20 protein-coding genes are annotated in these 23217 nt (G+C 60.6%); 11 read left to right on the top strand and 9 right to left on the bottom strand.

All coding sequences use genetic code 11. The features are described from left to right. Positions 1-6 precede the first annotated feature (6 nt). Genes ACYZUM_RS13630 through pepN form a run of 6 tightly spaced genes read left to right on the top strand, consistent with a single transcriptional unit; the run spans position 7 to position 6522 of the window. Entirely contained in the window at positions 7-897 is an 891-nt protein-coding gene (locus ACYZUM_RS13630) for an NAD(+) kinase (protein ID WP_003224174.1), read from the top strand. Then, the gene (locus ACYZUM_RS13625) at positions 894-1868 is read left to right on the top strand and encodes a metallophosphoesterase (protein WP_371917819.1); all 975 of its coding nucleotides are present in this window, start codon (positions 894-896) and stop codon (positions 1866-1868) included. Before ACYZUM_RS13630 ends, ACYZUM_RS13625 begins: the two co-directional genes overlap by 4 nt. Beyond that, the gene (locus tag ACYZUM_RS13620; protein WP_108182943.1) at positions 1865-2734 is read left to right on the top strand and encodes a rhomboid family intramembrane serine protease; all 870 of its coding nucleotides are present in this window, start codon (positions 1865-1867) and stop codon (positions 2732-2734) included. The genes ACYZUM_RS13625 and ACYZUM_RS13620 overlap by 4 nt, the downstream gene beginning before the upstream one ends. Positions 2735-2766: 32 nt before the next feature. Continuing rightward, on the top strand, positions 2767-3027 hold the full coding sequence (locus tag ACYZUM_RS13615; RefSeq protein ID WP_003224178.1) for a YeaC family protein: 261 nt from the start codon (positions 2767-2769) through the stop codon (positions 3025-3027). Beyond that, positions 3024-3854 (top strand): DUF2797 domain-containing protein, encoded by an 831-nt coding sequence (locus ACYZUM_RS13610; protein WP_027613137.1) that lies wholly within the window; start codon positions 3024-3026, stop codon positions 3852-3854. Before ACYZUM_RS13615 ends, ACYZUM_RS13610 begins: the two co-directional genes overlap by 4 nt. 10 nt (positions 3855-3864) lie before the next feature. After that, on the top strand, positions 3865-6522 hold the full coding sequence (pepN, locus tag ACYZUM_RS13605; protein WP_108182942.1) for an aminopeptidase N: 2658 nt from the start codon (positions 3865-3867) through the stop codon (positions 6520-6522). A 141-nt stretch (positions 6523-6663) separates the two neighbouring features. On the opposite strand, the gene katG is transcribed toward pepN, so the two are convergent. After that, positions 6664-8934 (bottom strand): catalase/peroxidase HPI, encoded by a 2271-nt coding sequence (katG, locus tag ACYZUM_RS13600; protein WP_473061340.1) that lies wholly within the window; start codon positions 8932-8934, stop codon positions 6664-6666. 334 nt (positions 8935-9268) lie between these two features. On the opposite strand from katG, the gene ACYZUM_RS13595 reads away from it, so the two are divergent. Next, positions 9269-11305 (top strand): TonB-dependent receptor, encoded by a 2037-nt coding sequence (locus ACYZUM_RS13595; protein ID WP_108182940.1) that lies wholly within the window; start codon positions 9269-9271, stop codon positions 11303-11305. Positions 11306-11648: 343 nt separating this feature from the next. Further along, positions 11649-12077: a hypothetical protein gene (locus tag ACYZUM_RS13590; RefSeq protein WP_140396012.1), complete on the top strand. Its 429-nt coding sequence runs from the start codon at positions 11649-11651 to the stop codon at positions 12075-12077. Between the two features lie 45 nt (positions 12078-12122). Here ACYZUM_RS13590 and ACYZUM_RS13585 read toward each other — a convergent pair whose 3' ends face one another. Next, entirely contained in the window at positions 12123-14354 is a 2232-nt protein-coding gene (locus ACYZUM_RS13585) for an LTA synthase family protein (RefSeq protein ID WP_108182939.1), read from the bottom strand. Positions 14355-14664: 310 nt separating this feature from the next. Between ACYZUM_RS13585 and ACYZUM_RS13580 the strand changes: the two genes are divergently transcribed. Further along, the gene (locus ACYZUM_RS13580; RefSeq protein WP_108182938.1) at positions 14665-15681 is read left to right on the top strand and encodes an ABC transporter substrate-binding protein; all 1017 of its coding nucleotides are present in this window, start codon (positions 14665-14667) and stop codon (positions 15679-15681) included. Positions 15682-15725: 44 nt separating this feature from the next. On the opposite strand, the gene ACYZUM_RS13575 is transcribed toward ACYZUM_RS13580, so the two are convergent. Genes ACYZUM_RS13575 through ACYZUM_RS13565 form a run of 3 tightly spaced genes read right to left on the bottom strand, consistent with a single transcriptional unit; the run spans position 15726 to position 18273 of the window. Next, the gene (locus ACYZUM_RS13575; RefSeq protein ID WP_041067227.1) at positions 15726-16310 is read right to left on the bottom strand and encodes an isochorismatase family protein; all 585 of its coding nucleotides are present in this window, start codon (positions 16308-16310) and stop codon (positions 15726-15728) included. Positions 16311-16364: 54 nt separating this feature from the next. Further along, positions 16365-17201, bottom strand: coding sequence for a pirin family protein (locus ACYZUM_RS13570; protein WP_047293736.1), 837 nt, complete (start codon positions 17199-17201; stop codon positions 16365-16367). A gap of 10 nt (positions 17202-17211) precedes the next feature. Further along, complete coding sequence (locus ACYZUM_RS13565; RefSeq protein WP_086792781.1) at positions 17212-18273, bottom strand: alkene reductase; 1062 nt, start codon at positions 18271-18273, stop codon at positions 17212-17214. A 102-nt stretch (positions 18274-18375) separates the two neighbouring features. On the opposite strand from ACYZUM_RS13565, the gene ACYZUM_RS13560 reads away from it, so the two are divergent. Both ACYZUM_RS13560 and ACYZUM_RS13555 read left to right on the top strand, forming a co-directional pair. Then, a complete protein-coding gene (locus ACYZUM_RS13560; RefSeq protein WP_041067218.1) occupies positions 18376-19257 on the top strand; it encodes a LysR family transcriptional regulator in 882 nt (293 codons plus the stop codon). Beyond that, a complete protein-coding gene (locus tag ACYZUM_RS13555) occupies positions 19250-19516 on the top strand; it encodes a hypothetical protein (protein WP_236170297.1) in 267 nt (88 codons plus the stop codon). Before ACYZUM_RS13560 ends, ACYZUM_RS13555 begins: the two co-directional genes overlap by 8 nt. A gap of 68 nt (positions 19517-19584) precedes the next feature. On the opposite strand, the gene ACYZUM_RS13550 is transcribed toward ACYZUM_RS13555, so the two are convergent. From ACYZUM_RS13550 to ACYZUM_RS13535, 4 genes are all read right to left on the bottom strand, one after another. After that, positions 19585-20064 (bottom strand): copper chaperone PCu(A)C, encoded by a 480-nt coding sequence (locus tag ACYZUM_RS13550; RefSeq protein WP_108182937.1) that lies wholly within the window; start codon positions 20062-20064, stop codon positions 19585-19587. Continuing rightward, positions 20064-20669, bottom strand: coding sequence for an SCO family protein (locus tag ACYZUM_RS13545; RefSeq protein WP_041067212.1), 606 nt, complete (start codon positions 20667-20669; stop codon positions 20064-20066). Before ACYZUM_RS13545 ends, ACYZUM_RS13550 begins: the two co-directional genes overlap by 1 nt. A gap of 156 nt (positions 20670-20825) precedes the next feature. Next, a complete protein-coding gene (locus ACYZUM_RS13540; protein ID WP_108182936.1) occupies positions 20826-22232 on the bottom strand; it encodes an efflux transporter outer membrane subunit in 1407 nt (468 codons plus the stop codon). Between the two features lie 85 nt (positions 22233-22317). Beyond that, positions 22318-23112 (bottom strand): helix-turn-helix transcriptional regulator, encoded by a 795-nt coding sequence (locus ACYZUM_RS13535; protein ID WP_041067206.1) that lies wholly within the window; start codon positions 23110-23112, stop codon positions 22318-22320. Between the last annotated feature and the right edge of the window lie 105 nt (positions 23113-23217).

Genomic DNA, 23217 nt, shown 5'->3' with positions numbered 1-23217 from the left:
GGTCCCATGGAGCAATTTCGTAATATCGGCATCATCGGTCGCCTGGGCAGTTCCCAGGTGCTGGATACCGTCCGCCGACTGAAACGCTTTCTGCTCGATCGTCACCTGCACGTGATTCTCGAAGACACCATCGCCGAAGTCCTGCCGGGCCACGGCCTGCAAACCTCGTCGCGCAAGATGCTCGGCGAAGTCTGCGACATGGTCATCGTCGTTGGCGGTGACGGCAGCCTGCTCGGTGCCGCTCGCGCGTTGGCCAAGCACAATATTCCAGTGCTGGGGATCAACCGTGGCAGCCTCGGTTTTCTGACGGATATTCGCCCCGATGAGCTGGAAGTCGAAGTGGCCAAGGTGCTCGACGGCCACTATCTGGTAGAAAACCGTTTCCTGCTGCAAGCCGAAGTCCGCCGCCACGCCGAGGCCATCGGCCAGGGCGATGCGCTGAACGATGTGGTGCTGCACCCGGGCAAATCGACGCGGATGATCGAGTTCGAGCTGTACATCGACGGCCAGTTCGTCTGCAGCCAGAAGGCCGACGGTCTGATCGTCGCCACCCCGACCGGTTCCACCGCTTACGCGCTGTCGGCGGGTGGCCCGATCATGCATCCCAAGCTCGACGCCATTGTGATCGTGCCGATGTACCCCCATATGTTGTCGAGCCGGCCAATTGTGGTCGATGGCAACAGTGAGCTGAAAATCGTCGTGTCGAAAAACATGCAGATCTACCCGCAGGTCTCCTGCGACGGGCAGAACCACTTCACCTGCGCGCCGGGCGACACCATCACCGTCAGCAAGAAAGCCCAGAAGCTGCGGCTGATTCACCCGCTCGACCACAACTACTACGAAGTCTGCCGGACCAAGCTCGGCTGGGGCAGCAAGTTGGGTGGTGGAGGCGACTGATGCTCGATCCCGCGCGCAGTTATGACTTGATTGGTGACGTGCATGGATGCGCCCTGACCCTCGAACACTTGCTTGACCGCCTCGGTTATCACAAGCAGGGCGGGGTCTGGCGGCATCCATCGCGCATGGCCGTGTTCGTCGGCGACATCATCGACCGTGGCCCGCGGATCCGCGAAGCCCTGCACATCGTCCACGACATGGTCGAGGCCGGGCAGGCGCTGTGCATCATGGGCAATCACGAATTCAACGCACTGGGCTGGAGCACGCCGGCGCTTCCGGGCAGCGGCAAGCAGTTCGTGCGCGAACACACGCCGCGCCATGCACGCCTGCTGCAAGAAACCCTGACCCAGTTCGAAGATCATCCGGGCGACTGGCATGACTTCCTCAACTGGTTCTACGAACTGCCGCTGGTGGTCGATGCCGGACGATTCCGCGTGGTGCACGCCTGCTGGGATGCCAGCCTGATCGAACCGTTGCGCGGTCTGTTCCCCGATGCGCGTATCGACGAGCACTTTCTCCAGGCCTCGGCCGTGCCCGGCAGCTTCGCCTGCACCGTGTTCGACCGCTTGCTGCGCGGCACCGACATGCGCCTGCCGGATGGCCTGACCATGACCAGCGGCGACGGTCTGGTGCGTTCGTTCTTCCGTACCAAGTTCTGGGAAGACGACCCGAAAACCTACGGCGACATTGTCTTCCAGCCGGATGCACTGCCTGAGCCGGTGGCGCAGAAGCCGCTGACCTCCAGCGAAAAAAACAACCTGCTGCGCTACGGCATCGACGAGCCGTTGTTGTTCGTCGGCCACTACTGGCGCAGCGGCAAACCGGCGCCGATCCGCCCGAATCTCGCGTGTCTCGATTACAGCGCGGTGCTCTACGGCAAACTGGTGGCCTATCGTCTGGATCAGGAAACACGCCTGGATCCGCATAAATTTGTCTGGGTCGATGTCGAGCGGCCGGAGGTGCTGCAATGAGTGCGGTAGCGGTATTGCGTCTGCCACTGGCGGTGGATTTGAGTGGTTTCGTCAAACTGCTGCAACGGATGCAGGTGCCGCATCGGGTCAGTGAAGAGGCGGGCGAGCAGGTGCTGTGGGCCCCGGCGGAAATCAGCGAGGACGTACGTTCGCTGTACGAGCGCTTCCCGGCCGGCGATCCCGATCAGCAACTGGACATCCCGCTGGCGCCGACCTTCAAGCGCCCGAGCTTCGCCGAGCAACTCAAACACGCCAAGGCCACCGGATTGATCCTGCTGCTGAGCCTGCTGGTCGGTGGCCTGACCTATCTGGGCGACAACCTCGACACGATCCGCTGGCTGACGTTCCTCGACTTTCGCGTGGTCGGCGAGTACATCCAGTTCACCCCGCTGGCCGACAGCCTGGCGGCGGGGCAGTGGTGGCGCCTGTTCACGCCGATGCTGCTGCATTTCGGCATCCTGCACCTGGCCATGAACGGCATGTGGTACTGGGAGCTGGGTCGGCGCATCGAGTCACGTCAGGGCAGCATCAATCTGCTCGGTCTGACCCTGTTGTTCAGCCTGGTGTCGAACTACGCGCAGTTTGCCTGGAGCGGCCCGAGCCTGTTCGGCGGCTTGTCCGGCGTGCTTTACGGACTGCTCGGCCACTGCTGGATTTTCCAGTTGCTGGCGCCGAATCCGGCGTATCGCCTGCCGCGTGGCGTGCTGGTGATGATGCTGGTGTGGCTGGTGATCTGCATGTCCGGGCTGGTCTCGATGATCGGGTTCGGCCAGATCGCCAACGCCGCCCACGTCAGCGGGTTACTCATCGGATGCTTCACCGGTTTGTTGGGCGGTTTGTATAACCGCCGTAAACTGGCCGCCTAACATTTCAGTGAATAAAGAGCACGGAGACCCAGATGTCCTCTTTTAACGACATGATCAAGAACATCACCCCGGACATCTACGAGAGCCTGAAACTGGCCGTGGAAATCGGTAAGTGGTCCGACGGCGGCAAACTCACCGCCGAACAGCGCGAGCTGTCGCTGCAGGCGATGATCGCCTGGGAAATCCAGAACCTGCCTGAAGACCAGCGCACCGGTTACATGGGCCCGCAGGAGTGTGCGTCGAAGTCGATCGAAGTACCGAACATCCTGTTCAAGTCGGATGCCATCCATTGATCGAGATTGGCCGCGGTGCAATCAGTAAAATGTCGGCGCGCCTGGACGGGCCGAATGTGCAATACGCGTTTCGTCTGGATGACGTCGAGGTCCCGGTCAACCCCATGATCGGCACCACGGTGCGTCTGGAGTACCTGGGGGCGATTCATTGCACCCATTGCGGGCGCAAGACCAAAACCAGCTTCAGTCAGGGTTACTGCTACCCGTGCATGACCAAACTGGCGCAGTGCGATCTGTGCATCATGAGCCCGGAGCGTTGTCACTTCGAGGCCGGTACCTGCCGGGAGCCGGAGTGGGGTCAGAAGTTCTGCATGACTGATCATGTGGTGTATCTGGCCAACTCGTCGGGGATCAAGGTCGGTATCACCCGCGCCACGCAGTTGCCGACCCGCTGGCTCGATCAGGGCGCGAGTCAGGCGCTGCCGATCATGCGCGTATCGACGCGCCAGCAGTCGGGCTTCGTCGAAGACCTGTTCCGCAGCCAGGTGGCCGACAAGACCAACTGGCGCGCCTTGCTCAAGGGCGATGCGGCGGCGGTGGACCTGGCCCAAGTGCGCGACCAGTTGTTTGAAAGCTGCGCCGAAGGCTTGCAAGGTCTGCAACAGCGATTCGGCCTACAGGCAATTCAGACGATTGCCGATGTAGAACCGCTCGAAATCCGCTATCCGGTCGAGCAATATCCGGCCAAAATCGTCAGCTTCAACCTGGACAAGAACCCGATTGCCGAAGGCACGCTGCTGGGAATCAAGGGGCAGTACCTGATTTTTGACACCGGCGTGATCAACATTCGTAAATACACGGCCTATCAACTCGCCGTGCATCAATAAGGATTCCAGCATGCGCACCGAACAACCGAAGATGATTTACCTGAAGGACTATCAGGCGCCCGAGTACCTGATCGACGAGACGCACCTTACCTTCGAGCTGTTCGAGGACCACAGCCTGGTCCACGCGCAACTGGTGATGCGCCGCAACCCGGAGCGTGGCCCGGGCCTGCCGCCACTGGTACTCGACGGCCAGCAGCTGGAACTGCTGTCGGTGACCCTGGCCGACCAGGAACTGGGCGCCGGCGAATATCAGCTGACTGAAAACACCCTGACCCTGCAGCCGGCCAGCGCCAGCTTCACGGTCGACACCAGCGTCAGAATCCACCCGGAAACCAACACCGCGCTGGAAGGCCTGTACAAGTCCGGCACGATGTTCTGCACCCAGTGCGAGGCCGAAGGCTTCCGCAAGATCACTTATTACCTCGACCGCCCGGACGTGATGAGCAAGTTCACCACCACGGTGGTCGCCGAGCAGCACAGCTATCCGGTGCTGCTGTCCAACGGCAATCCGATCGCCTCCGGCCCGGGCGAAGACGGCCGGCACTGGGCGACCTGGGAAGACCCGTTCATGAAGCCGGCGTACCTGTTCGCGCTGGTGGCCGGTGATTTGTGGTGTGTCGAAGACACCTTTACCACCATGACTAACCGTAATGTCGCGCTGCGCATCTACGTCGAGCCGGAAAACATCGACAAGTGCCAGCACGCGATGAACAGCCTGAAGAAGTCGATGCGCTGGGATGAAGAGGTCTACGGTCGCGAGTACGACCTGGACATCTTCATGATCGTCGCCGTCAACGACTTCAACATGGGCGCGATGGAGAACAAGGGCCTCAACATCTTCAACTCCAGCGCCGTGCTGGCCCGCGCCGAAACCGCCACCGACGCCGCGCACCAGCGGGTCGAGGCGATCGTCGCCCACGAATATTTCCACAACTGGTCGGGCAACCGCGTGACCTGTCGCGACTGGTTCCAGCTGTCGCTCAAGGAAGGCTTCACCGTGTTCCGCGACGCCGGTTTCTCTTCGGACATGAACTCGGCCACGGTCAAGCGCATTCAGGACGTGGCGTACCTGCGTACCCACCAGTTCGCCGAAGATGCCGGTCCCATGGCCCACGCGGTGCGCCCGGACAGCTTCATCGAGATCTCCAACTTCTACACCCTGACCGTGTACGAAAAGGGCTCGGAAGTGGTCGGCATGATTCACACCCTGCTGGGCGCCGAAGGCTTCCGCAAGGGCAGTGACCTGTACTTCGAACGCCACGACGGTCAGGCCGTGACCTGCGACGATTTCGTCAAGGCCATGGAAGACGCCAACGGTGTCGACCTGACCCAGTTCAAGCGCTGGTACAGCCAGGCCGGCACACCGCGTCTGGCGGTCAGCGAGTCCTACGACGCTGCGGCGAAAACCTACAGCCTGACCTTCCGCCAGAGCTGCCCGGAAACCCCGGACAAAGTGGAAAAACTGCCGTTCGTGATCCCGGTCGAACTGGGCCTGCTCGACAGCAAGGGCAACGAGATTGCCCTGCGTCTGGCCGGTGAAGCGGCAGCGCAAGGTACCAGCCGTGTGATCTCGGTGACTGAAGCCGAGCAGACGTTCACCTTCGTCGACATCGCTGAACACCCGCTGCCATCGTTGCTGCGTGGTTTCTCGGCGCCGGTCAAACTGAGCTTCCCGTACAACCGCGACCAGTTGATGTTCCTGATGCAGCACGACAGCGATGGCTTCAACCGCTGGGATGCCGGTCAGCAACTGTCGGTGCAGGTCCTGCAGGAACTGATCGCGCAGCAGCAGAAGGGCGAGAGCCTGGTGCTTGATCCGCGTCTGATCTCGGCGCTGAAAACCGTGCTGTCCGATGAGTCGCTGGATCAGGCCATGGTCGCTGAAATGCTTTCGCTGCCGAGCGAAGCGTATCTGACCGAAATCAGCGAAGTGGCAGATGTCGAGGCGATTCACAGCGCCCGCGAGTTTGCCCGCAAGCAACTGGCGGACAACCTGTTTGAAGCGCTGTGGCTGCGTTATCAGGCCAACCGCGATTTGTCGAAGCAGACGCCGTACGTGGCCGAGGCCGAGCACTTTGCCCGTCGTGCACTGCAGAACATTGCGCTGTCGTACCTGATGCTCAGCGGCAAGCCGGAAGTGTTGGCCGCTACGCAAGAACAGTTCGAAAACAGCGACAACATGACCGAGCGTCTGACTGCGCTGGCGGTGCTGGTCAACTCGCCGTTCGAAGAACAAAAGGCCAAAGCGCTGACAACTTTCGCCGAGCACTTCAAGGACAACCCGCTGGTCATGGATCAGTGGTTCAGCGTGCAGGCCGGCAGCACGTTGCCGGGCGGTCTGGCACGGGTGAAGACGTTGATGCAGCACCCGGCGTTCAACATCAAGAACCCGAACAAGGTGCGTGCGCTGGTCGGTGCGTTTGCCGGGCAGAACCTGATCAACTTCCACGCCGCCGACGGTTCGGGCTACCGCTTCCTCGCGGATCTGGTGATCGAATTGAACGGCTTCAACCCGCAGATCGCCTCGCGGCAACTGGCGCCACTGACCCGCTGGCGCAAGTACGACAGCGCCCGTCAGGCGTTGATGAAGGCTGAGCTGGAGCGGATTCTGGCGTCGGGTCAGTTGTCGAGTGATGTGTACGAAGTGGTGAGCAAAAGCCTGGCGTAACGCTCGCCTTATCAATATTTCAGGCGAACACAAAACCCTGTAGGAGCTGTCGAGTGAAACGAGGCTGCGATCTTTTGATTCTGGTTTTTTAAATCAAGATCAAAAGATCGCAGCGTGCCGCAGCTCCTACAGTTTATTGCGTTATTTCAGATCAAACCGATCCAGCTCCATCACCTTGGCCCACGCCGCCACGAAGTCCTTCACGAACTGCTCCTTCGCATCAGCACTCGCATACACCTCGGCCAGCGCGCGCAAAATCGCGTTGGAACCAAACACCAGATCAACCCGCGTCGCCGTCCACTTCACGCTGCCGGTCTTGCGGTCGCGTCCTTCGAACTCGTCTGCCGCCGGTGAGGTCGGCTTCCACTCCACGCCCATGTCCAGCAGGTTGGTGAAGAAGTCGTTGCTCAGCGTTTCAGTGCGCGAGGTGAACACGCCATGCCGGCTTTGCCCGACGTTGGCCCCCAATACCCGCAGACCACCGACCAGTACGGTCATTTCCGGAGCGGAGAGGGTCAGCAGTTGCGCCTTGTCGATGAGCAATGCTTCGGCGGAAACGGTGTATTTGCCTTTGCTGTAGTTACGGAAACCATCGGCAATCGGTTCGAGGAAACCAAACGACTCGACATCGGTTTGCTCCTGAGTCGCATCGGTTCGACCTGGATTGAACGGCACCGAGACCGAGTGCCCGGCGTTTTTCGCCGCTTGTTCGACCCCGGCGTTACCTGCCAGCACGATCAGATCTGCCAGCGACACTTTCTTGCCGGATGAGCCGGCGTTGAACTCGTTCTGAATGCCCTCAAGGGTTTTCAGCACCTTGTCCAGTTGCTCCGGCTGATTGGCATGCCAGAATTTCTGTGGGGCCAGACGCAGACGGCCACCATTGGCGCCGCCACGCTTGTCGGAACCACGGAAGGTTGATGCGGCGGCCCATGCGGTGGACACCAGTTGCGACACCGACAGCCCGGACGCCAGCACTTTGCTTTTCAGCGCGGCGGCATCGTTGCTGTCGATCAGCGGGTGAGTGGCCTCAGGAATCGGGTCTTGCCACAGCAGTTCCTCGTTCGGCAGTTCCGGCCCGAGGTAGCGCGACAGTTGGCCCATGTCACGGTGGATCAGCTTGTACCAGGCGCGGGCGAAGGCGTCCGCCAGTTGGTCCGGGTTGGCCAGGAAGCGTCGGGCGATCGGCTCGTAGATCGGGTCGAAACGCAGCGCCAGGTCGGAGGTGAGCATGGTCGGCGAGAGTTTTTTGCTTGGATCGTGTGCGTGTGGGACGGTGCCAGCCCCCGCGCCGTTTTTCGGTTTCCACTGGTGCGCACCGGCCGGGCTTTTGAACAGTTCCCACTCGAAACCGAACAGGTTTTCCAGGTAATTGTTGCTCCACTGGGTCGGGGTAGTGGTCCAGGTGACTTCGAGGCCGCTGGTGATGGTGTCGGCGCCTTTGCCGGTGCCGAATGCGTTGCGCCAACCGAGACCTTGTTCTTCCAGCCCGGCCGCTTCCGGCTCAGGCCCGACATTGTCGGCAGGGCCGGCGCCGTGGGTCTTGCCGAAGGCGTGACCGCCAGCGATCAGCGCCACGGTTTCTTCGTCGTTCATGGCCATGCGGCCAAAGGTTTCGCGGATATCGCGACCCGAGGCGACCGGATCGGGATTGCCTTCCGGGCCTTCCGGGTTGACGTAGATCAGGCCCATCTGCACGGCGGCCAGCGGGTTTTCCAGGTTGCGTTCGCCCTGATCGGTGCGGCTTTCCTCTTTGCCATGCAGATCGGGTTCGGCCACCAGTGTGCCGTCCCCGGGTTCTTGCATGGCTGACTTGTCTTTGCCGTAACGGCTGTCGCCACCGAGCCATTCGCGTTCCGAACCCCAGTACACGTCTTCATCCGGCTCCCAGACATCGGGACGGCCGCCGGAGAAACCGAAGGTCTTGAAGCCCATGGATTCCAGTGCGACGTTGCCGGTGAGCACGATCAGGTCGGCCCAGGAAATATTGCGACCGTATTTCTGCTTGATCGGCCACAGCAGGCGCCGGGCCTTGTCGAGGCTGACGTTGTCCGGCCAGCTGTTGAGCGGGGCGAAACGCTGCTGGCCGGACCCGGCGCCCCCGCGCCCGTCGGCAGTGCGATAGGTGCCGGCACTGTGCCAGGCCATGCGGATGAACAGTGGGCCGTAGTGGCCGAAGTCGGCTGGCCACCAGTCCTGCGAGTCGGTCATCAGCGCGCGCAGGTCTTGTTTCAGGGCCTGGAAGTCCAGGCTCTTGAAGGCTTCAGCGTAGTTGAAGTCCTTGCCCAGCGGATCGGACTTGGGCGAGTGCTGGCTGAGGATCTTCAGGTTCAGTTGATTCGGCCACCAGTCACGGTTCGTCGTACCACCACCGGCAGCGTGGTTGAACGGGCATTTCGATTCATTTGCCATGTTCGGATCCTTATCAGGTCTTGTGCGGCCGGCTCATGCCGACTTCGGACTAGTAAGGCTAGACCCGACTCGGGCAACCAGCTAATAGGCCGACTATTGGAGGTTGATAGGCGCAGTCTTTCAGCGTTTTTGCCTGTTGCGCAGGCTGGATGAATGTCTGATTCGACCCTGAAATCCCCGTGCTTGAGGGCTTGCTGCAAAACGGAGTGCGAGAATGGTGATGACAGAAAGAAATGTTATTGTATAACATAAAAAAGATTTCATTCTGTTTCTGCCAGCGTTACTCGCCAAACGCCGGCAGCGATCTCATTTTTCTGCTCATGGAAGTTCTGAAATGCCTGCCCGTTCCCAACCCCTTCAACGACGCCTGACTCCTCTGGCCGCCGCGCTGCTTGTTGCTTCACCCGTGTTCGCCGCCGAGCCGCTCGAACTGCAACCGCAAGTCATCACCGGCAAACCGCTGGGCAGTCAGACCCTGGCATCGCCCTCGACCGTCCTCAGCGGCGACGACCTCACTTTGCAGCAGAAGGGCAGTCTCGGCGAGACGCTGAACAAGCAGCCCGGCGTGTCCTCGTCGTACTTCGGCCCGGGCGCGAGTCGGCCGATCATTCGCGGGCAGGACGGTGACCGTATTCGCATCCTGCGTAACGGCGTCGGCGCGCTGGACGCCTCGTCGCTGTCCTACGATCACGCGGTGCCGCTGGATCCGGTCAACGTCGAGCGCATTGAAATCGTCCGTGGCCCGGCGGCGTTGCTGTACGGCGGCAGCGCGATCGGTGGGGTGGTCAACACCTTCGATAACCGCATCCCCACCGAAGCCATCGAAGGCATTCACGGGGCCGGCGAGTTGCGTTATGGCGGGGCCGACACCACCCGCAGCAGCGCGGGGAAACTGGAGGCCGGCAACGGTCAGTTCGCTTTGCACCTGGACGCCAGCGCCCGTGAATTCAATGACCTGAAAATTCCCGGCTACGCCAAGACCGGCACGGCACGCGCCAACGACGACGGCGACTCGCGCAGGCATCGGCTCGCCAACAGCGACGGTCGTCAGGATGGCGGCGCCGTCGGCAGTTCCTACACTTGGGATGACGGTTACGCCGGGCTGTCCTACAGCCATTACGATTCAAACTATGGCTCGCCCGCCGAAGACGACGTGCGCATTCGCATGCAGCAGGAGCACTACGCGTTCGCCTCGGAAATGCGCAATCTCGACGGGCCGTTCAGCGCGATCAAACTTGATGCCGGCTACACCGATTACCAGCACCGCGAAATCGAGGGCGGTGAAGTCGGCACCACCTTCAAGAACAAGGGTTACGAAGCTCGGGTCGAGGCTCGGCATCAGCCGCTGGGCCCGTTCAACGGGGTGATCGGCGCCCAGGTCAGCCGCAACGAATTCTCGGCACTGGGCGAAGAAGCCTTTGTGCCGCACACCGATACCGACGCTGGCGCACTGTTCATTCTGGAAGAGTTGCAAGCCACTGAGCGCTTGCTGTTCACCCTCGGCGGACGCCTCGAACACACCAGCGTCGACCCGGACGCCAAAGGCAATGAGCGCTTTGCCAATGCCGACCGCTCCAGCAGTTTCACCGCCGGCAGCCTGTCGTCCGGCGCGGTGTACACGCTGACGCCGATCTGGTCGGTCGCCGCGACTTTGGGCTACACCGAACGCGCGCCGACGTTCTATGAGTTGTACGCCAACGGCGCCCACGTCGCGACCGGCACCTATGAAGTCGGCGATACCGGGCTGTCGAAAGAAAAAGCCGTGTCCAGCGACCTCGCACTGCGCTTCGACAACGGCACGCACAAGGGCAGTGTCGGTGTGTTTTACAGCCACTTCTCCAACTACATCGGCTTGCTCGGCACGGGCCGTACACTGAATGACGAAGGCGAAGAGGATGCTGGCGGGATTCCCGAATACACCTACTCGGGCGTGCGTGCACGTTTCAGCGGCATCGAGGCGCAGGATCGCTGGACGCTTGGCGAAAATGCCTACGGCAAATTTGCTTTGGAGCTGTCAGGCGATTACACCCGCGCCAAGAATCTCGACAACGGCCAGGACCTGCCGCGCATCGCGCCGCTGCGCTTGAACAATGGTTTGCTGTGGGAACTGGATCGCTGGCAGGCGCGGATCGATATCGAACACGCCAGCTCGCAGCACCGTGTGCCAGACAACGAAAGCAGCACCGACGGCTACACCACGCTGGGCGCCAATGTGGGTTATCACTTTGATGTCGGCCAGAGCAAATGGCTGGCCTTCGTCAACGCCGAGAACCTGACCAACCAGACCGTGCGGTACGCCAGTTCGATCCTGCGTGATATTGCACCGGCACAAGGGCGCAGCATTCAGGTCGGGTTGCGCACGACGTTCTGATAGCCCTTCGCCCCCCTGAAGGAGCTTCCGCAGCCTGCGGCAGCTCCTTCAGGGGCATCAGCTTGATTGTGCGGTGTCATCCTCCGGCAGTGCATCCGGCGGATTTTCCTGCCCCGGTAACTCGGTGATCACACTGAAATCCGTGACCTCGATCGCGCCCAGTCCATAGCCGGCTCATACATTGTCGCAAACTGCTTTGATACCGCAGTTAATTGTCTTTTTTAAACTTCTTATTTCGATTTCAGCTAAGAACCTGACAGTTATGACAGTAGCGCCCAAGATAATTGAGGCATAGCTTTTCAAGCGCAGGCAACCGCCTTCAAACGGATCGGAGCGCATCGACATGCAAAATTCAAATAAATCAGAAAAGCAAATTTTCGACCTGATTAATGAAAATCACCATCAATATAAAGGAACGTTCAGTGCACACGTTGATGGAAGAGAGTTCATGGTCGCGAAGACAAACTTGCTTTTTCATACGGCAGATAAGGACTATTTCATTGTTGGGGCTGATGATTACAACCACAACGTCGTTACCTTCTGCGTTCCACAGGACTTGATAAAGGACGGCCCTCACCAGGTGAGATGGTACGAAGGTGGGCTGGTTTGGAGCGTTAGGATCTCAAACGTGTCTCACGTTATTAAACAAGGACTGGCAAATGTCACGTTCTTACGGACAGGCGAAAATCGATCCGGTGTTTCAGGTGACATCGATTTTGTTTTGCCTGATGGAAAGACAGTTACAGGTAAATTTGAAATTAAGCGTATTTAGTAAATGCCAAGGGACGGGTCCAACCAATCCGTCCCCTCCCTGATTTCAACTCGATTGCATCGTTTCATCGTCCGGCAGCGCATCCAGCGGTTCTTCCTGCCCGGGTAACTCGGTGATCACACTGAAATCCGTCACCTCGACAGCACCCAGTCCATAACCCAGCAAGTGGAACGAAAACGCCTTGCGCTGTTGCGGGTTGTCGAAGCTGAAATCCATCTCCAGCGGCTGGTCCGCCGTGGCGACCATCTCGGTCGGCAGGCCCAGTTGCACGTCCTGTTCGAACTCCTTGGCCTTGAGCTGAATGTACGCCGCCTGCTGCGGGTCCACCGAGCGCACGGTCAGGCGCACGCGGGTGTGCGAGCCCTTGGGCATTTCCAGGTACTGCGCGCCGATCAGGTTGTCGGCCCAGTCATCGTTGATCTGTGCCTGCAGCGGGATGACGTTGTTGCTGCCGAACTGGTAACGCTGATTGAGCGGGGTGCGCAGCAGCGACAGGTCCAGCGCCATCGCCCGCGCGGCAATCTGCCGGGCCTGCTGGCTGCTTTCATTGCCCTTGAAGGTGGCCCGCTCGGCAATGAACCCGGCGCTTTCGTAGTAGCGGCAACGGCGCGGCATGTCGCACTCGGAGAAGATCCCCTGACCATTGTGGTAGCGCAGTTTGCCGTTGGTGTAGGACATGATTTCACGCCCACTGTCGTAGTCGCGAAACAGCGAGCGGCCGCTCAACGCCGTCGGCACTGGCAAGTCGAAATAGTCGAGGATCGATGCGCTCAGATCGACATGACCGTACACCCCGGCATTCAGTCGCGGCAGTTGCTCATGTTCGGGTGCCAGCGTCAGGTTGAAGCCCCACGACGACGCCAGACGCACGCCGTCGATGCCGTGGGATTCGTCCGAGGTGATCACCACCAGCGTGTCCCTGAGCACACCCTGACGTTCGAGGCCGCTGAGGAACTGCTCCAGCGCATCGTCGAGATAACCGACAGCGGCCTGCTTCGGTGTCTCGTAGCGCGCCAGATAGTCTTCCGGTGCGGAGTAGGGCTGGTGGGTGCCAACGGTCAGCAGGGTGAGCATCCACGGTTGCTTCTGCTGCTTCAGTTGACCAACGTAATCCAGCGCGCCTTCGAAGAACGCCTTGTCATCCTTGCCCCATGGAAACTCCAGATGGTTGGCGTTAGAGAACCATTCCAGACCGTGGGTCGCATCGAAACCGATGTGCGGCATGATCTTGTCTTTGGCCATGAAGCGCAGACCGGCGCCTTGCAAGTAATGGGTGCTGAAGCCGTGCTGGCGCAACTGCGCCGGCAGGCAGGCCTGATTGCGCTCCTGTTGGGTGAGCATTTCCACGCCTTTGGGCGTGCCGTTGTTGAGCTTGTCGTAATCGCCACAGAGCATGGCGTACAGGCCGCGAATGGTCTGGTGCGTATGCAGCACGTAATCCGGGGTGTTCATGCCGCGCTCGGCCCAGCGGCTGAGGTTGGGCATCAGGTCTTCCTGATAATGGCTGCCGATGGCCTCGCGATTGGCGCGGATGTACGCGCCGGGAATGCCTTCCAGCGCGATGATCAGCACGTTGCGCGCCTGCCCCGGCGCGGCCAGCAGTTTGTGGCCATTGAGATCCAGATCGGTCAGCCCGGCCATCTGTGGCGCGGCGGGTTCGACGTCACCGTCCAGCCATTCCTCGGCCTGCAACTGCAGATCGGCGACTTGCGAGGCGAGCAACTGATGCGGCAGGTTGTACATGCGCCACGGATCTTCCTCGCTCGGCCACTGGTTTTGCACGCCCCAGTGCGCAGCGAACAGCAGCGCCGGTGCGGCCCACACGGCACGGGGCAGGGCCACAGCGGGTTGCGCGCGATTGGCGAACCGCGTCAGCAACCAGAGCAGCAGCGCCAGCAACAGGGCCACGCCCAGCGCCGGATGGGCAAAGCCGCCACCGGTGGAGTTTTCCACGAACTGCGGGTCAATCAGGTAATGCAGGTCGGACGGGTTCGGCAGTCGGCCGACAGCACTGACCAGTTCCGCCGTTGCCACCGCCAGCAACCCCCAGAACAGCAGCAACGGCAACCCCAGCCACCACGCCCGGCGATGCAGCAACATCAACAGCAAACTGCCAACCGCCAGGTCGGACAAATAGCCCAGCGGCGACGACCAGCCCAATGCCGCGCGCAGGCACACCGGTACGATCAGTACCAGCAGAATCAAGGAAAACAGGCGGGCATGCGGTTGCCGCAACCAACGCAAAAGAACGCTCACAAACACAGACCTTCCAGCCATCAAACCGTCATAAAAGTGTGCGCGATGATACCAAGGGTGGGCTGCGTGATCGCCCTTTTAAACGCGTGGCTGATCTGCTCGCACAGACACGGCGCAGGGCTTGAGGCCGTGACCAGCGCTGGTGTCAGCCCGCTAGTGACTGACGCACAACGTGTAACCGATGGCAGATTTATTGTTTCAGGCTGTTTAAATCAGCGCATGACGGCCCATGCGAGCGTGCTATGGATATTCGATAACGGTATTTAATTTCTGTTTTTTATAGCGATAGAGTTCGGCCTTTCAGCCAAATCCACCCTGCTGCGAGGTTGTCATGGCCACACCGTTCAAACGTTCTGCGCTGACCCTGTTGGCCGCATCTCTGGCGAGCAGCATGCTGTTCAGCAGCGTTGCGCAGGCCGAAGGCAAGATCAGCATCGCCCAGCAATTCGGCATCGGTTATCTGATCCTCGACGTGGTTCGTGATCAGCAACTGATCGAAAAACAAGGCCGGGCGCAGGGGCTGGAGATCAAGGTCGACTGGAACAGCATCTCCGGCGCCACTGCCATGAACGAAGCACTGCTCACCGGTGCGCTGGACGTGGTCTCCGCCGGGGTGCCGCCGATGCTTACCGTGTGGGATCGCACCCGTGGCAAACAGAACGTCAAGGCCATTGCCTCGCTCGGCTCGATGCCCAATTACTTGCTGACCAACAACCCCGACATCAAAACTCTGAAGGACTTCAGCGACAAGGATCGTATCGCCGTGCCGGCGGCGGGCGTGGGTTTCCAGTCGCGGACCCTGCAGATCGAAACGGCCAGGGAATTCGGCAATGACCAGTACAAGAAATTTGACGACATCTCGGTCAGCCTGCCGCATCCGGACGCTACGGCGGCGCTGATTGCCGGCGGGTCGGAAATCAACGCGCATTTCTCCAGTCCGCCGTTCCAGTATCAGGCGCTGCAAAACCCCAACGTGCACAAAGTGCTGAGTTCCTACGACGTGCTCGGTGGTCAGGCCACCTTCAACGTGCTTTACACCACGGAAAAATTCCACGACGAAAACCCCAGGACCTACAAGGCGTTCTACGACGCGCTGGCCGAAGCGGAAAAAATCATCAAGGCCGACAAACCCGCCGCCGCCCAGGCGTACATCCGCGTCGAACAGTCGAAGCTGCCGCTGGCGCTGATCGAGCAGATCGTCACCGATCCGGAAATCGACTTCACGGTGGTGCCGCAACGTACGTTCATCTATGCCGAAAAACTGCAGGAACTGGGCGTGCTGAAGAACAAGGCCGGCAGCTGGAAGGATTACTTCTTTGAAGAGGCGCATGGCGGCGCGGGGAGCTGATGCATAAAAACAGCCGCCGAGCGGCGGCTGCCGGAGTTGAGTGATCAGGACTGCAAGGCTTCCATCAACACCTGCACCAGTTGGCCACCCTCAGGGGTTGCCCAACTGCCGGCCAGTTCGGCGATCAACTGATTGGTCGTGGTCAGGGTCACCCCCCCTTTGTCCATGCGGCGCAAGGCGATATCGTCGGCCATGACGCTCGGCGATCCGCCGCCATCGGCAACCACCTGCACTTCATAACCGTCGCGCACCAGACTCAACGCCGGGTATACCGTGCAGACGTCGTTGGTGACCCCGGCAATAATCAGCTTCTTGCGTCCGGTCGCCTTGACGGCGCCGGCAAAGTTTTCATCATCCATGGCGTTGACGATGCCCAAGCGTTTGACTCGTGCGGCGAACTCGGCAGGCAGGATCGTCTCAAGTTCGCTGAGCAATGGACCCTGAGCGTATTCCTCCATACTCGACGTCAGCACCACCGGCAGTTTGAGAATGCTTGCGGTTCTGGCGAGCATCAGGGCATTGCGTTTGAGTTCTTCGAACGGGATGGATTTCACCCAGCCCATGGTGCCCACCTGATGGTCGATCAACAGCAGGGCAGCATTATTGGCACTGAATTTCTCGTAACTCATGGTATCTCTCCTGGCAGATGTTACGGGGCACGGCGCCCCGGTCGATGGAACGGTTCAACGGGGTTGCAGAGTTCCGAACTCACCGCGCTGATAGGCCGCAACCGCCCGGCTCAGCGCGTCTGACGAGGCAAGTGCCAGCGGCCCCTGCCAATACACCGGTTGATGCAATGGCACACCACGAAACACCACGGCGTGGGCGGGCGCATCTGTAGCCCGCAGGGTGATGCTGTGCGCTTCGCCGATGGCCAGGCTCACGGGTACCTGCGCGTTGTCGATGGTGAAACGCTGGTCGTCGATCCAGATGTCGCCGTCGATTGGCATGACGAACGCCGACTCGCCGCTGGCAACGGGAATCCGCACTTCGTGCCTCGGCTTGATGCTGATATCGAGCAGGCTTACGTCGGTCGGCAGATCCAGCGGCGAGCGGGTGTCGAGAAAGGCACCCAGTGGCACCCGGATTTCGGCCCCCGGCAAACGCAAGACCGGCACGTCTTCAGGGGCAAGACTGAGGGCAAAAGGCGCAGCCTCCTGAAATGCGAGCGGCAAATTGATGAAAATTTGCAGCATGTGTACGGTCTTGCCGCTTTCGTTCGGGACCTCTTCGTGAACGATGCCTTTGCCGGCGGCTGTCCAGTGCAGGCCGCCCGGTCGAATCAAGTTGCGGTTGCCCAGCGAATCACGGTTGTCGATTGCGGTTTGCGAGTCGGCAAACAGATACGACACCGCGCTGAACCCCGCGTGTGGGTGGGGCGCAAACGTCGGCCCGCTGATCCACGCATGGTCTACGGCAAGAAACGGGTCGATGCTGACATCCGGCTGCCCGCCGTGCAGAGAAAAGGCACGGAAATGGCTGCCGTGACGCATGGACTTCAAGGAGGCGCGGGCGGACATGGCAGACTCCTTACACTTGGCTCAATGTCGGATAGTCGATATAGCCCTTGGCGCCCGGGGTGTAGAACGTGTCTTTGTCCGGTGCATTGAGTTCGGCACCGAGACGCAGACGCTCGGGCAGATCCGGGTTGGCAAGGAACGCACTGCCGAACACCACAGCATCCGCTTGTGCGTTTTCGATCAACGCCTGGGCGGCGGCTTGATCGAGTCCTCCACCGATCAGGTAGCGACCGTCGAAGAGTGGCCGCAGCAACGCGTGATAGTCGGTCTTGGCGCCAAACAAGGCGACGTGCAGATAAGCAAGGTCGAGACTGTGCAGGTGCTCGACCAGATAGGTGTACGTTGCTTGTGGGTCGGCATCGATGATGTCGTTGAAATTCATCTCGGGGGAGATTTTCAAGCCCACGCGATCACTGCCAATTTCCGTGGCAACTGCCGCCAGCACTTCGAGGAGGAACCGCGCGCGGTTTTCCACCGAGCCGCCATATTCATCGCTGCGCTGGTTGCTGCCAGAGGAGAGAAACTGCTCTGGCAGATACCCGGAGGCCCCATGCACTTCAACACCATCGAAACCGGCCTCAATCGCCCGGCGAGCTGCCTGACGGTAGCCTTCAACCACTGCGGCAATTTCGACCACGCTCAGTGCATGCGGCGTGACGAAGTCTTGCAGGCCATTCGAGGTCCAGGTCTGACCAGCCGGTTTGATCGCCGACGGTGCCAGGGGCAGGGCGCCGCGGGGTTGCAGCGACGGATGGGAGATTCGTCCGCTGTGCATCAATTGCATGAAAATTCGGCCGCCTTGAGCATGCACCGCGTCGGTGACTTGTTTCCAGGCGCTGACCTGTTCGTCGGTCTCGATCCCGGGAGTACGCACATAGCCTTTACCCGTCCCCTGGGGATACACGCCTTCACTGATGATCAGGCCGGCGCCGGCGCGCTGCGTGTAATAAGTGGCGACCAGATCACTGGGTACACCGTCGTCATCTGCACGGGATCGAGTCATCGGTGCCATCACCAGACGGTTCTCAAGTACAACGCGACCCATCTGGACGGGCGTGAATAGCGAACTCATTTTGCTGCTCCTCGGTAATTGATGTGGCTATCATTGATCAATCCGTTTTCGGGATAAATCCGCTAAAGATGAAATGACTATTCCACTCATGGAGCAATTCCCGTGGAGCTTTTGAACGATATGGCGCTGTTTGTGGAGGTAGTGAAGGTGCGCAGCTTTCGTCGCGCGGCCGAGGCACTGGGCATGCCCAATTCGACTTTATCGCGGCGCATCAGCGGCCTTGAAAAGGCCATTGGCCTGCGTTTGCTACATCGCACCACGCGCAAGCTTGAACTGACTGAAGCCGGGCAGCTGTACTTTGACCGCTGCAAGCGGATCGTCGAGGAGGCGCGCCTGGCGCACGAGCAACTGGGTGAAATGCTGGCGCAGCCCAGTGGACTGTTGCGCGTGTCGATGCCGGTGGATTTCGCTAACGTTTATCTGGCACCGCTGATCGCCGAATTTGCCGGGAATTACCCGGGCATCAGCTTCGATTTCGACCTTACGCCACGCCAGGTGGATCTGGTCAGCGAGCCGGTGGATGTCGTGATCCGCATGGGTGAGCCGGCGACGTCCAATCTGATCGCCCGCAAGCTCACCACGTTGCGACGCGGGTTGTATGCATCACCGGGGTATCTGCAGCGTTTTGGTACGCCGCGGCAACCGAGTGATCTGGTGAAGCACGAGTGCTTGCGTTTGCGCACGCCAAGGCCGGACAACTGGATCCTGTCTACGGCCGGAGAGACGATTGAAGTCGAAATCGCCGGACGCTTTCAGCTCAACAGTGTCGGCATGCTCAGGCGCCTGGCCATGCTTGATCAGGGAATCGCCGTGTTGGCCGAAGGCATTGCCGCCGAAGATCTGGCCAGCGGCGCGTTATGCCGGGTGTTGCCAAAGTGGCAGTCCAGTTCAATTGCGGTATACGCACTGACGGAAACCCGCTTGTTGCCGGCCAAGACCCAGCGTTTCATCGAGTTTTTGCGTGAGCGGCTGGTGGATGCCTGAGGATGTTGTCGGCGCCAGCCTGAAGCTGTTCACCTGGAAAACCGTACTGATCACCCTTGGGCTGTGGACAGTGGTCAACCTGATCACTGGTTGGCTGGGGTTCTTTGCGGCGGCCGGTTATCTCGGTTATCGCTGGAGTCAGGTGTTGAAGCGCAAGCAGCAGTTGGCTGCGGCGCCCGTGGAGAAAACTGCGGCGGCACCGCGCTCGGGGATGTCGAGAGAAAGTGTGCGCAACGCACTGGCTCGCAAACGCGGCTGACTTGCGCAATAAAAAGGGGCGACCTGATCATCAATCAGGCCGCCCCTTTTTATTTCCGCGCAGTCAGATCAATGCATCTTGCTGTGATCGTGTCCTTCCATGTGCGTCAGCGCACGGACTTCGGCTTTGACTTCGACGGTCTGTTTCTCGCCCTTGGCGTTTTCCACGGTCAGGGTCAGCGGCACGCTTTCGCCTTCCTTGAGCTGAGCGGTCAGGCCCATCAGCATCACGTGGTAGCCGTTCGGGTCGAAGCTGACCGCTTTGCCGGCCGGCAGGTCGACCGATTTGACCGGGCCCATGCTCATCACGTCGTTCTTCATGGTCATTTCGTGGATCTGTACATCTTTGGCCACTGGCGAGGCCACGCTCAGCAGTTTGCTGTGGCTGTCGGCGGTGACGGTCATGAACGCGCCGCTGGCCGATTGGGTCGGCACGGTCGCACGCACCCAGGCGTCGTCGACCTTGGTCTGAGCGCTGGCCTGAAACGCCAGGCCCAGCAGGGACACAGCGAGAACGGCGCGTTTGATGTTGTTCAAAACGGGGTGCATCAGCAGACCTCCATAACGGTGAGCAAATCTTCCGTGCACTCTTGTGCCGAAAGCGATACAGACAGACCCAGACGCAATTGGCCGCGCGAGTCGTAGACGTAACTGGTGGACGTGTGGGAGATCGTGTAGGTATCGCCCGCCGGGACCTTCTCGTAGAACACGTCGAATTCCTTGGCCGTGGCCTTGGTTTCCTCGACGGTGCCGTACAGCGCGACGAAGCTCGGGTCGAAGGCTTTGACGTAGCTGTCGAGGATCTGCGGGGTGTCGCGTTCCGGGTCGAGGGTGATGAAGATCACCTGCAGACGGTCGCCGTCCTTGCCCATCAGTTTCTTGATTTGCGCGGCGCGGGCGAGGGTGGTCGGGCACACTGCCGGGCATTGGGTGAAGCCGAAGAAGATCATCGGCATCATGCCGCGGAAGCTCGACAGCGTCATGGTTTCGCCGTCGGTGTTCTTCAGCTTGAAGGTGCGCCCGAGGATCTTGTCGCTCAGGTCCTTGCCGTACTTGTACGACAGTTGGCCACGGGTGTCGCAGCCGGCGAGCAGGCCCAGGCCCAGCACGCCCATTCCCGCAAGCACCTTGCGGCGAGTCAACAAAGCCGTCATCTAATACCGCCTTTTGCAGCCCGTCAGTCGGCAGGACTGGCGGGGGGTTAACCGTAAAAGCGGCGCATGATACCAAACTGACGGCAGACGCCGGCCACGGATCGCTGCGTGGCGCAGGATCGGGCGACAAAAGGTGTAAGAAAAAGTGACGGGGGGCTAATGAAAATTCGCCTCATCGGCCCGCCAGCCGCCGCCCAGCGCGGTGTACAGGTTGACCTCGGCGACCAGTTGCGCGAGCCGATCGGTGATCAGCCCCTGCTGTGAACTGAACAGCGAACGCTGCGCATCGAGAAACGTCAGGCTGCTGTCGACGCCATTCTGATACCGATGCTGCGCCAGGTTGTAGTAGTCCTGAGTGGCCTGCACCAGATCGCGTTGCGCCTGCAATTGCTGCTGATAAGTGCTGCGCGCCGCCAGGCCATTGGCGACTTCCTGAAATGCGGTCTGAATCGATTTCTCGTACTCGGCGACTGCGACGTCTTTCTGCAACTTCGAATAATCCAGGCTCGCGCGCAGGCTGCCGGCGTTGAAAATCGGCAGGTTGATTTGCGGCTGGAACGTCCAGGCGCCGGAGCCGGCGCTGAACAGCCCGGACAGATCGCGGCTGGAGGTGCCGGCACTGGCGGTCAGGCTGACACTGGGGAAAAACGCCGCGCGCGCCGCGCCGATATTGGCGTTGGCCGCCTTCAGTTGGTACTCGGCCTGGAGAATGTCCGGGCGCCGTTGCAGCAGATCCGACGGCAACCCGGCCGGCAGTTGCCGGATCAGATCGCTGGCCAGTGGTTGCGCCGGCAGTTGCTCGGGGACGGGCGCGCCGACCAACAGCGTCAGGCTGTTGAGATCCTGCGCCACCTGGCGTTTGTAGCGCGCCAGATTGGCTCGCGAACTGTCGACGCTGGTCTTGGCCTGCGCCTGTTCCAGCGCCGAAGACTTGCCGGCGTCACGGTTGCGCGTGGTCAGGCGCAGGCTCTGTTCATCGGCGGCGAGGGTCTGGCGCGTCAGTTCGAGCAACTCCTGATCGGCGCGCCAGGTCAGGTAGGCATTGGCGACGTTGGCCACCAGACTCAGCTCGGCACTGCGCCGCGCCTGCTCGGTCGCCAGCCAGGTTTGCAGCGCCTGCTCGCTGAGGCTGCGCACCCGGCCGAAAAAATCCAGCTCATAGGCACTGACGCCGAGATTCGCCGCATAGGTCGAATTGATCATGGCTTTGCTGCGGGTCACGCTGGGCGGCAGGCGTTGGCGCGACTCGCTGGCATTGGCCGACACTGCCGGCAGCAGATCGGCGCGCTGGATCCGGTACTGCGCCTGGAACGCCTCGACGTTCAGCGCCGCCACGCGCAGGTCGCGATTGTTCAGCAGTGCGCTTTCAATCAGCTGTTGCAGCGCCGGGTCGTTGAACAGCGTGCGCCAGTCTTCAGTGCGCGCTGCGGCGGTTGTCTGTGTCGGGTAAATCGCGCCTTGCGGGTACTGCGCCGCGCTCGGTGAGGCCGGACGCTGGTACTCGGGAATCAACGAACAACCGGCCAACAGGACGGCGAGGGACAGCAGGGACATGCGCAACATCGAACGCTCTCATGCAGAAAAAATACGTGCCGGGGACTCAGTCTCCACACACCCTCGCGAACACCGTTGAAGCCTGACTTCGCCGTTACGCCCCCGCCATCCAGCGCGCCAGGCCATGCCGTCCGCTGACGCCCAGTTTGGCGGTGGCACGCTTGAGGTAGGTCTCGACCGAACTGCTCTTGACCCGCAGCTGCTCGGCCAGTTGCGGCACAGTGCCGCCGGTCAGCAGCCCGAGGCAGACTTCCTTTTCCCGGGCCGAGAGGACAATGGCGCCCAGCGCCAGGCGCTCGTCGAACACCTGCTGCAACGGCGCCTGCTCCAGATCGGCCAGGGGCAGGCGCGGTTGTTTGGCGACGATCTGTCGACTGAGTTGCGCGTGCCGTTCAATCAGCGGCAACAGGGTGTCGGACAGGCTTTTGAGAAACGACAGCTCCGGCAGGGAAAACACCCGTTGCGTATGCGGTCGGTAGAACGAGATGACACAACGGCGGTTGGAGGTGCGCGACACCAGATTGCACTGGTGCACGCTGTGCTGCGGATGGCGGGGCTGGAGTGAGGCTTTGAGTTGAATCAGCAGGGAATCATTCATCTCGATCATCTTCTGCAATAGCGGATGATCGTCCGGACTCGTCAACGGGTCTGGCGGCGGAAAGGTCTGCGGCAGGCCAGCGCTGCCCAGCGCCTTGATCTCGACCACGCTGGCCTGGCGTTCGTCCAGCGTCCACTCGCTGAGATCGACGCGATTGACCGGCACCAGGGTGTCGACCAACTGGAACAGGTTATTGGCGAAATGATCATCGCCGGTGCTGGCAATCAGTTCCCCCAGTTGCCAGTAGAAGTGCGGGTTTTCCATGTTGCGAATGCTGCCGGTCAGATTCATATCCTTGTCATCCCTGGTTCCGAGTCATCACCGAGTCGTCCGCTGTTGATGCAAAAGCCGCCCACGCAATCGTCTCTCCTTGAAACTGATCTGGGGCGGGATTTA

This window comes from Pseudomonas sp. m6p (assembly GCF_055760375.1).
This window is presented reverse-complemented; position numbering and strand designations above follow the sequence as displayed.